Annotated in this window: 9 protein-coding genes; 4 read left to right on the top strand and 5 right to left on the bottom strand. The window is 65.8% G+C overall.

The window, feature by feature from the left end:
* Positions 1-83: 83 nt before the first annotated feature.
* Positions 84-1262, bottom strand: a complete 1179-nt coding sequence (locus ACO6VM_RS16250; protein WP_401058536.1) for an acetyl-CoA C-acetyltransferase — start codon at positions 1260-1262, stop codon at positions 84-86.
* Positions 1263-1461: 199 nt separating this feature from the next.
* Between ACO6VM_RS16250 and ACO6VM_RS16245 the strand changes: the two genes are divergently transcribed.
* Both ACO6VM_RS16245 and ACO6VM_RS16240 read left to right on the top strand, forming a co-directional pair.
* The gene (locus tag ACO6VM_RS16245; protein ID WP_125462616.1) at positions 1462-1731 is read left to right on the top strand and encodes a PepSY domain-containing protein; all 270 of its coding nucleotides are present in this window, start codon (positions 1462-1464) and stop codon (positions 1729-1731) included.
* Positions 1728-2261, top strand: coding sequence for a cytochrome b/b6 domain-containing protein (locus ACO6VM_RS16240; RefSeq protein ID WP_401058538.1), 534 nt, complete (start codon positions 1728-1730; stop codon positions 2259-2261). Before ACO6VM_RS16245 ends, ACO6VM_RS16240 begins: the two co-directional genes overlap by 4 nt.
* A 142-nt stretch (positions 2262-2403) precedes the next feature.
* Here the strand turns inward: ACO6VM_RS16240 and ACO6VM_RS16235 are convergent, their stop codons facing one another.
* Genes ACO6VM_RS16235 through ACO6VM_RS16220 form a run of 4 tightly spaced genes read right to left on the bottom strand, consistent with a single transcriptional unit; the run spans position 2404 to position 6572 of the window.
* Complete coding sequence (locus ACO6VM_RS16235) at positions 2404-3522, bottom strand: agmatine deiminase family protein (protein ID WP_401058539.1); 1119 nt, start codon at positions 3520-3522, stop codon at positions 2404-2406.
* A gap of 4 nt (positions 3523-3526) precedes the next feature.
* Positions 3527-4621 carry an extracellular solute-binding protein gene (locus ACO6VM_RS16230; RefSeq protein ID WP_401058541.1) on the bottom strand — a complete coding sequence of 365 codons (1095 nt, stop codon included), beginning with the start codon at positions 4619-4621 and terminating at the stop codon, positions 3527-3529.
* A gap of 2 nt (positions 4622-4623) precedes the next feature.
* Positions 4624-5520 carry an N-carbamoylputrescine amidase gene (gene aguB, locus ACO6VM_RS16225; protein WP_258644834.1) on the bottom strand — a complete coding sequence of 299 codons (897 nt, stop codon included), beginning with the start codon at positions 5518-5520 and terminating at the stop codon, positions 4624-4626.
* On the bottom strand, positions 5517-6572 hold the full coding sequence (locus ACO6VM_RS16220; RefSeq protein WP_347150998.1) for an agmatine deiminase family protein: 1056 nt from the start codon (positions 6570-6572) through the stop codon (positions 5517-5519). Before ACO6VM_RS16220 ends, aguB begins: the two co-directional genes overlap by 4 nt.
* A gap of 134 nt (positions 6573-6706) precedes the next feature.
* On the opposite strand from ACO6VM_RS16220, the gene ACO6VM_RS16215 reads away from it, so the two are divergent.
* Complete coding sequence (locus ACO6VM_RS16215; protein WP_401058543.1) at positions 6707-7558, top strand: LysR substrate-binding domain-containing protein; 852 nt, start codon at positions 6707-6709, stop codon at positions 7556-7558.
* Positions 7559-7840: 282 nt separating this feature from the next.
* Positions 7841-9040 carry an enoyl-ACP reductase FabV gene (gene fabV, locus ACO6VM_RS16210; RefSeq protein WP_401058545.1) on the top strand — a complete coding sequence of 400 codons (1200 nt, stop codon included), beginning with the start codon at positions 7841-7843 and terminating at the stop codon, positions 9038-9040.
* The last annotated feature ends 89 nt before the right edge of the window (positions 9041-9129 follow it).

The raw sequence follows: 9129 nt of genomic DNA, 5'->3' as shown, positions 1-9129 counted from the left end.
CTCTTCCGATCTGCAATCCCGCTCCCACGGGAGACCTGCACATGCAAGGTTAGCGTGGGAGCGGGCTTGCCCCGCGATTGCGATTACCGCTCGATCGCCAACGCCACACCCTGCCCACCACCGATACACAGGGTGGCCAGGCCTTTCTTGGCATCGCGCTTGATCATTTCATGCAGCAAGGTCACCAGCACCCGGCAGCCCGACGCACCAATCGGATGGCCCAGGGCAATGGCGCCGCCGTTGACGTTGACCTTGGCCGCATCCCACTCCAGCTGCTTGCCCACCGCCAACGCCTGGGCGGCAAAAGCTTCGTTGGCCTCGATCAGGTCCAGCTCGCCAAGCTGCCAGCCGGCTTTGGCCAGGCAACGCTGGGTGGCCGACACCGGGCCGATGCCCATGATCGCCGGGTCCACGCCGGCACTGGCGTAGGCGGCAATTTTGGCCAGCACCGGCAGGCCCAGGGCCTTGGCTTTGCTGGCGCTCATCAGCAGCACCGCGGCGGCACCGTCGTTGAGGCTGGAGGCGTTGCCGGCGGTGACGCTGCCGTCTTTCTTGAACGCGGCGCGCAGCTTGCCGAGGGACTCGGCGGTAGTGCCGGCGCGGGGTTGCTCGTCGGTGTCGAACACCAGCGGCTCGCCTTTTTTCTGCGGGATGTGGATCGGGGTGATCTCATCCTTGAAGCGCCCGGCCTCGATGGCAGCCACGGCCTTGCGCTGCGACTCGGCGGCGAAGGCGTCCTGCTGCTCGCGGGTGAGGCCGTACTTGTCCACCAGGTTCTCGGCGGTGATGCCCATGTGGTAGTCGTTGAAGGCATCCCACAGGCCGTCGCTGATCATGCTGTCGACCAGCTGGCCATGGCCCATGCGTTGGCCGGTGCGGGCCGAGGGCAGCACGTAGGGCGCCAGGCTCATGTTCTCCTGGCCGCCGGCGATCACTACTTCAGCGTCGCCGCAGCGGATGGCCTGAGCGGCCAGGTGCAGGGCCTTGAGGCCCGAGCCGCAGACTTTGTTCAGGGTCATTGCCGGCACTTCATAGGGCAGGCCGGCCTTGACCGCGGCCTGGCGGGCGGGGTTCTGCCCGGCGCCTGCGGTGAGCACCTGGCCGAGGATCACTTCGTCGACCTGGGCCGGGTCCAGCTGGGTCTGGGCCAACAACTGGCGGATCACCGCAGCGCCCAGTTCGACGGCGGACTGATTAGCCAGCGCCCCCTGGAAACTGCCGATGGCAGTGCGGGTGGCGGCGACGATGACGACTTCGTTCATTGTTGTTCTCCGGGGTACGCTCATGATCGCCACAGCATCCCTGCCGGGTGCTGATTTGGGAAGTTTGTTTTTCTTTGCCATTGATCCGAAATTCAAATGAATAAGCGGCGGCGGGCCACGCCTGCGCGGCGCCGCAACTAAGCTTGGCGTCAGCTTCGGGGGGGAGCGTTTACCAACCACCAGAGCGGAGCCTTTTGCCATGCGCTACTCAGTGATTGCCATCACCCTGCTGCTCGCCAGCGCCAACACTTTTGCCAAGACCGAATGCACCACGGCCGACCGCAGCACCTGGCAGGATGCCGACAAGTTCCAGGCCCAGCTCAAGGAGCAGGGCTACAAGATCAACAAGTTCCAGATCACCAAGGGCAACTGCTACGAGATCTACGGTTTCGACAAGGACGGGCGCAAGGTCGAGATCTACCACGACCCGGTCACCGGCAAGGCGGTCAAGAGCGAGGTGCATGAGTGACCGCCAGCGTGCGCCTGTGGGACCCGTTGCTGAGGTTGTGCCACTGGTCCCTGGCGCTGGTGTTCTTTGCCGATTACTTCTTCAACGAGGCCGGTGACGACTGGCACCAGTGGCTGGGCTACTACGCCGGTGCCTGCCTGGTGTTGCGCATTGGCTGGGGGTTTGTCGGGCCGCGCAGTGCGCGCTGGAAGGACTTCTGGCCCACGCGGGCGCGGTTGAGGGTGCATGCGCTGGCGCTTTGGCGCGGCGAGCGTTTTCACCGCCTGGGGCATACGCCGATCGGCGCGCTGGTGATGGTGCTGATGATGACCGGCATCGCCAGCCTGGGCGTGACCGGCTGGATGATGCTGGAGGTGGATGCCCTGTGGGGCGCTGAGTGGCTGGAGACGCTGCACAGCTGGCTGGCCGACGCGGTGCTGGCGCTGGTTGGCGTGCACCTGCTGGCGGCGCTGGTGGAGAGTGTGCGCTTGAGGGAGAACCTGCCGTTGTCGATGGTCACCGGGCGGCGACGGTCGTCAGAGGATCCGTGAAAGGCTGAGGGGCCATCGCGGGGCAAGCCCGCTCCCACGCAAGCATCGCTGTGACTGTGAGCTGCCCCAAGGGTTGGATGGGTGTCCAACTTCTTGGAGGTATCTTCTGCGTGGGAGCGGGCTTGCCCCGCGATGATCGTATCTACACCGCCGGGCACTGGTTGGTAACGCAGTGAATCCCACCCCCTCCCGCTGCAATCGCATCGATATCCAGCTGCACCACCGTGCGCCCCGGATACAACTGCACCAGCAACGCCCGGGCCTTCTCATCGGCACTGCGATCACCAAACTGCGGTGCGATCACCGCGTCATTGATCACGAAGTAGTTGATGTACCCCGCGGCAAAGTCCGGGTTGCCCTTGCTGAACCTGTTGCTGCGCGGTTTCATCGGCGGCGACAGGGTATGCACCTGCAACTTGCGCCCATCGGCGTCGGTGGCGTTCTGCAGAATCTCCAGGTGCTTGCGGGTCACCGCGTTGTCGTAGGAATCCGGGTCGTTGTCCAGGTTCGCCACCACCACCCCGGGCGCGGCGAAGCGCGCATAGAAGTCCACGTGGGCATCGGTGATGTCCTTGCCCTTGATGCCCGGCAACCAGATGATCTTGCGCAGCCCCAGGCGCGCCTTCAGCTCCTCTTCGACCTCGGCCTTGCTCCAGTCGGGGTTGCGGTTGCGGTTGATCCAGCTGCTCTCGGTCATGATCCCGGTGCCGTGGCCGTCCACCTCGATGCCGCCGCCTTCGCCCACCAGCTCGCTGCGTTGGTATTGGGCACCGGCCAGCTTGGCCACGCGCGCCGCCAGCTTGGCGTCGTAACGGTGCTGCTGCTTGCCGCCCCAACCGTTGAAGTTGAAGTCCACCGCGCCCAGCGCGCCATCGTCGTCCAGCACCAGGTTGGCGCCGATGTCGCGCATCCAGATGTCGTCCAGCTCGGTTTCGACATAGGTGATGTTGCGGCTGCCGCACTCTTCCTCGGCGATATCGCGTTCGCTGGCGCGGCAGAACACCGTCACCGGCTGGTAGGCGGCGATGGCCCGGGCGATACGGCCCAGCGCGGCCTGCACGTCTTCGGTGAAGTCTTCCCAGATGGCGTCCTGGGCGCCGAAGGCGATGTAGGCGCACTGCTGTTTTTCACCCTCGTCGGGCATGAACCAGCGGCCGGCCTCGGCGGCGCGGGCGCTGCCCAGTGGCAGGCCGAAGCTGGCGGCGGCGCTGACGCCAGCGACCACGCTGAGCTGTTGAAGGAAGGTGCGGCGAGTGGGCATGGGGTCAGTCCTGTGCAGTCTTGAAACGGGTCCAGACACGCATGCGCGCACGCATGTCGGCCTGGGGGATGTCCTTGCCGGGGATCAGCCGGGCGTAGGCGGCTTCGTCCAGATAGATATCGGGGTTGTCGCGCAGCCGGGCGTCCACCAGTGGGCGCGCCTTGGCGCTGGAGGTGGGGTAGCCGGTGGTACTGCTGATCGCGGCCATGTTTTCCGGGCGCATGACGAAGTTGATGAAACGATAGGCGTACTCGGGGTGCTTGGCATCGGCAGGGATGGCCATGGTGTCCATCCACACCGTGGTGCCTTCGCGGGGCACGCGGTACTGGAAGTCGATGGCCTTGCCGGCGGCTTCGGCGGTGCGCTGGGCCTGGATCACGTCGCCGCTGTAGCCCAGCGACAGGCAGATGTTTTCGTTGACCAGCTCGGTCACCGGTTGCGACTGCAGCTTCTTCACATAGGGGCGGATGCCCTTGAGCAGCTCGCTGGCGGCGGCCAGGTCATCGGGTTTGGCGCTGCGCGGTTCGCGGCCCAGGTAGTGCAGCACCACGGCCAGCACTTCGTCGGGCGAGTCGATCATCGAGATGCCGCAGTCGGCGAACTTGGTTGCCAGCTCCGGCTTGAACAGCAGGTCGAGGCTGTTCAGCGGGGCGTCGGGCATGCGCTCGCGGATCTTCTTCGCGTCCATGGTCAGGCCGATGGTGCCCCAGGTGTAGGGCACGGTGGCCTGGCTGGCCTTGGGGTACTGGTCGTGCAGCTTGCGCAGGCTGGGGTCGATGTCGTCCAGCGCGGTCAGCTGGCTGCGGTCGAGCTTCTGCAGGCTGCCGGCGCGCATCAGCCGCTCGGCCACGGTATCGCCGGGGAACACCAGGTCGTAGCCGCTGCGCCCGGACATCAGCTTGGCCTCAAGCACCTCGCTGCCGTCCATGACGTCGTAGATCACCGGGATACCGGTTTCGGCGGTGAAGCGCTTGAGCGTGTCTTCGGCGAAATAGTCGGCCCAGTTGTACAGGCGCAAGGCGTCCTGCTCAGCCTGGGCGATACCGGTGCAGGCCAGCAGCGCGGCGATGGCCAGCAGTTGTGATGGACGGCGTGGCATGCTCAGGCCCTCTCGGTGTGTGGTGTGCGGCCGTCGAGGGTCATCAACGGCGCGTACAGGTCGGGGCGGCGGTCGCGGTACACGCCCCAGCTCAGGCGGTCCTCGCGCATCTGCGCCAGGTCCAGGTCGTGCAGCCACACGCCACTGCTGGCGCGGTCGGCTTCGGCGAGCAGGGCGCCCTTGTGGTCGCAGATGAACGACGAGCCGTAGAAGCGCATCGACAGGCTGCTGTCACTTTTTGCCACTTCCTCGCCGACCCGGTTGGCGGCCACCACCGGCAGCAGGTTGGCGGCGGCGTGGCCGCGCATGGCGATTTGCCAATGATCGCGCGAATCCAGCCCGGCGGCGCCGGGCTCGGAGCCGATGGCGGTGGGGAACAGCAGCACTTCGGCGCCCATCAGCGCCAGGCAGCGGGCGGTCTCGGGGAACCACTGGTCCCAGCAGATGCCGATGCCCAGGCGGCCGAAGGCGGTGTCCCAGACCTTGAAACCGGTGTCGCCGGGGCTGAAGTACTCCTTCTCCTGGTAGCCGATGGCGTTGGGGATATGGCTCTTGCGGTAAACCCCCAGCAGCGTGCCGTCGGCGTCGGCCACGGTCAGCGAGTTGAAGAAGGCGTTGCCGGCGCGCTCGTACCAGCTCAGTGGCAGCACCACGCCCAGCTCCTTGGCCAGGGCGGCGAAGCGGCGCAGCAGCGGGCTGTCGTGGTAGTCCTCGGCCAGGGCCTGGTGGCTGTGGCACTGCTCGATGCAGAAGTACGGCGTGGCGAACAGCTCCTGCAACAGGATCACCTGGGCGCCATCGGCGGCGGCCTGGCGCACCAGTTGCTCGGCACGGTCGAGGTTGCCGGGCACATCCCAGCTGCAGGCCATCTGGGTGGTGGCGATGCGCAGGGTGCTCATGGGCGTTCTCCTTGCAGCGGCCAGGCCGGCTGCTGCTGGGTGATGCAGTGGATGCCGCCGCCGCCGTGGGCGATATGGTCGATGCGCACCGGCACCACTTCGCGGCCGGGGAAGGCATGGGCGAGCTGATCGGCGGCGGCCTGGTCGGCGTCGATGCCGTAGGCCGGCATGATCACCGCGCCATTGGCCAGGTAGAAGTTGGTGTAGGAGGCGCAGAACACCTCGGCGTCGGTGTCCACGGCCGCCGTGGCCTCGTACAGGTCGAGCAGCTCGAACTTACGGCCCTGGGCGTCGGTGGCCAGCTCCAGGGCACGGCGGTTCTCACGGACCACTTCGGCGTACACCGAATCCTTGTCATGGGTGGCATCCACCAGCAGCACGCCGGGGCGGGCGAAGGCACACACGCCGTCGACATGGCCGTCGGTCATGTCACCGGTCACGTATTGTGGGTCGCCGGGCAGCCAGATGGTCTTGCGGATGCCCAGCAGGCGGGCGAAGCAATCTTCGAACTCGGCCTTGCTCAGGCCCGGGTTGCGATTGGGGTTGAGCAGCACCGATTCGGTGGTGATCAGCGTGCCTTCACCGTCCACATGGATGGCGCCGCCTTCGTTGCACAGCGGGGTGCTGAAGCCTTCCAGACCGAGCTGGTCGAGGATGCGCCGGGCCAGGCTGCGGTCCTTGCCGTGTTCGGACTTGTTGCCCCAGGCGTTGAAGCGCCAGCTCAGGCCGGCCACGCCTTGCTGCGGGTGCAGCAGGAAGCTTGGCCCGCTGTCGCGGCACCAGCTGTCGTCGACGGCCAGTTCGATCAGCTCGATGCCGGCGCCGCACAGCTCGCGGGCGGTGGCCATGGCGGACGGGTCCACCACCATTTTCACCGGCTCGAAGCGGGCGATGGCGGCAGCTACCCGAGCGTAGTCGCGCTGCACGTCGGCCAGGGTAACGCCCCAGCCCGATTCCCACAGCGGTTGGTTGTGCGGCCAGATCATCCAGGTGGCGGCGTGGCGGGCCCATTCGGCAGGCATGCGCCAGCCGCTGTCGTGGGACAGGGTCATAGTGAACTCCGATCTATTAGGGATTGTTATCAACGAAGCCCGCCGTCGCGGGTGTTGGTGTCAATGCTATGGCTATGAAGCGGGGGCGACAAACGATAGATTTAGCGTATTTCTGATCAGTCAGGCTTATCAGCATGCTCAAACACTGGCCCCCGCTCAACGCCCTGCGCGGTTTCGAAGCCGCTGCCCGCCTGGGCAGCTTCCACAAGGCCGCCGAGGCCCTGAACCTCACCCAGTCGGCGATCAGCCAGCAGATTCGCAGCCTGGAAAGCTACCTGGAGCAACCGCTGTTCCACCGCACCGGGCGCAGCGTCAGCCTTACCGATGCCGGGCACGATCTGCTCAGCACCACCCAGACCTTGCTGCAGCAACTGGCGGTGGGCATCCGCCGGCTGGACCAGTACCGCAAGCCCAACCAACTGGTGGTCAACACCACCCCTGCGTTCGCCCGGCACTGGCTGCTGCCGCGCCTGGCGGACTTTCACCAGCGCTATCCAGAAGTGGACCTGTGGCTGTTCACCAGCTTCGAGGTGCCGGACATGGCCAGCGAGACCATCGACCTGGCGATCCGCGATGACATAGGCGCCCAGGCTGAATGCAGCTTCAGTGTGCTGCACCAGGACCTGCTGTACCCGGCCTGCCACCCGGACCTGGCCGAGCAGGGGCGCACCACCTTGCATGGCGAGCGGGAGATGGACTGGAGCCACTGGCAGGTCGAAGGCGGCGAGGATGTCGGGCAGCAGGGCAAGGGGCTGAATTTTTCCGACCCGGGGTTGCTGCTGGAGGCGGCGGGCGAAGGCTTGGGGATTGCCCTGGTCAGCCAGCTGCTGGCGCAGCGGTTGGTGGCGCAGGGGCAGTTGCAGGCGTTGTCTGCCCAGCGCGTGCGTGGGCCGGCGTGGAGTTGCCTGGTGCATCGCGACAGCCAGGATGATCCGCAGGCGCGGCGGTTTCTGGAGTGGTTGAAGGTGGTACTCGCGCAGGATTGATGGCCCTATCGGGGGGGGGGGGAAAACCCCCCACCCCCACCTCACACCACTAAGGTGTTGGGGGGGGGGTGTGTTCCGCCCGCCGCCTGGGTTGGGAGGGGGGGGAGGGGGGGGGGCCCCCCCCCCCCCCCCCGATAGGGGCGCTGGTGTTTTGCATCACCCCGATCACCCCGTAATATGTGTCGGATGACATGCGAGGGTAGTCTCACCCTCTAGATCAAACGGAAGCGCCCCATTTTTGCCGGGGCGCTTCCCCAGCCTAAACCTGACGAGGTACAGACATTGGCCATCATTCATCCCAAGGTTCGCGGTTTCATCTGCACCACGACTCACCCAAAGGGCTGCGAGCTCAACGTCCGTGACCAGATCGAAGCCACCCGCAAGCTGGGCGTGCGCGAGGATGGTCCGAAGAAAGTCCTGGTGATCGGCGCCTCCAGCGGCTACGGCCTGGCCGCCCGCATCACCGCGGCATTCGGCTTCAAGGCCGACACCCTGGGCGTGTTCTTCGAAAAGCCGGGCACCGAGACCAAGGCCGGCACCGCCGGCTGGTACAACGCCGCCGCCTTCGACAAGTTCGCCAAGGCCGAGGGCCTGTACAGCAAGTCGATCAACGGTGACGCCTTCTCCGACGAAGCCCGCGCCAAGGTCATCGAGCTGATCAAGAACGAAATGGGCGGCCAGGTCGACCTGGTCATCTACTCCCTGGCCTCGCCGGTGCGCAAGCTGCCGAAGACCGGTGAAGTGATCCGCTCGGCGCTCAAGCCGATTGGCCAGCCGTACAAGTCGACCGCCATCGACACCAACAAGGACACCATCATCGAGGCCAGCATCGAGCCGGCCACCGAGCAGGAAATCGCCGATACCGTCACCGTGATGGGCGGCCAGGACTGGGAGCTGTGGATCGATGCCCTGAACGCCGCCGGCGTGCTGGCGCCTCAGGCCCGCACCGTGGCCTTCAGCTACATCGGCTCCGACATCACCTGGCCGATCTACTGGGACGGCGCGCTGGGCAAGGCCAAGCAGGACCTGGACGAAACCGCCCAGCGCCTGGGCAAAAAAGTCGGTGGCAGTGCCAACGTTGCGGTACTGAAGTCGGTGGTTACCCAGGCCAGCTCGGCTATCCCGGTGATGCCGCTGTACCTGTCGATGGTCTTCAAGATCATGCAGGAGAAGGGTATCCACGAAGGTACCCAGCACCAGCTGGACCGCATGTTCCGTGACCGCATGTACCGTGAGGACGGTGCGCCGGCTGCACTGGACGAGGAAGGCCGTCTGCGTCTGGACGACTGGGAACTGCGTGATGATGTGCAGGACGCCTGCCGTGCCATGTGGCCGAAGGTGACCACCGAGAACCTGTTCGAGCTGACCGACTACGCCGGTTACAAGAAGCAGTTCCTCAACCTGTTCGGTTTCGAACGCGCTGACGTCAACTACGACGAAGACGTGGCTACCGATGTGAAGTTCGACTGCGTCGAGCTGTAATCGCGGTTGACCCCATCGCGGGGGGGGGGGGGGGGGGGCGAAAACAAAAGAGAGAGGAAGGCGAGCCCCCCCGCACATGTATCTTGAAG

Source organism: Pseudomonas sp. GZD-209, from assembly GCF_049310485.1.
Classification (GTDB): domain Bacteria; phylum Pseudomonadota; class Gammaproteobacteria; order Pseudomonadales; family Pseudomonadaceae; genus Aquipseudomonas; species Aquipseudomonas sichuanensis.
Note: the sequence above shows the minus strand (reverse complement) of the source record. Positions and strands in the feature narration are given on the sequence as shown.

Bases quoted from the DNA above. Each gene is read 5' to 3' on its own strand.
- ACO6VM_RS16220 (WP_347150998.1), bottom strand. From the start codon at position 6,572: ATGACCCTGTCCCACGACAGCGGCTGGCGCATGCCTGCCGAATGGGCC.
- ACO6VM_RS16235 (WP_401058539.1), bottom strand. From the start codon at position 3,522: ATGCCCACTCGCCGCACCTTCCTTCAACAGCTCAGCGTGGTCGCTGGC.
- ACO6VM_RS16230 (WP_401058541.1), bottom strand. From the start codon at position 4,621: ATGCCACGCCGTCCATCACAACTGCTGGCCATCGCCGCGCTGCTGGCC.
- ACO6VM_RS16215 (WP_401058543.1), top strand. From the start codon at position 6,707: ATGCTCAAACACTGGCCCCCGCTCAACGCCCTGCGCGGTTTCGAAGCC.
- ACO6VM_RS16250 (WP_401058536.1), bottom strand. From the start codon at position 1,262: ATGAACGAAGTCGTCATCGTCGCCGCCACCCGCACTGCCATCGGCAGT.
- aguB (WP_258644834.1), bottom strand. From the start codon at position 5,520: ATGAGCACCCTGCGCATCGCCACCACCCAGATGGCCTGCAGCTGGGAT.
- ACO6VM_RS16245 (WP_125462616.1), top strand. From the start codon at position 1,462: ATGCGCTACTCAGTGATTGCCATCACCCTGCTGCTCGCCAGCGCCAAC.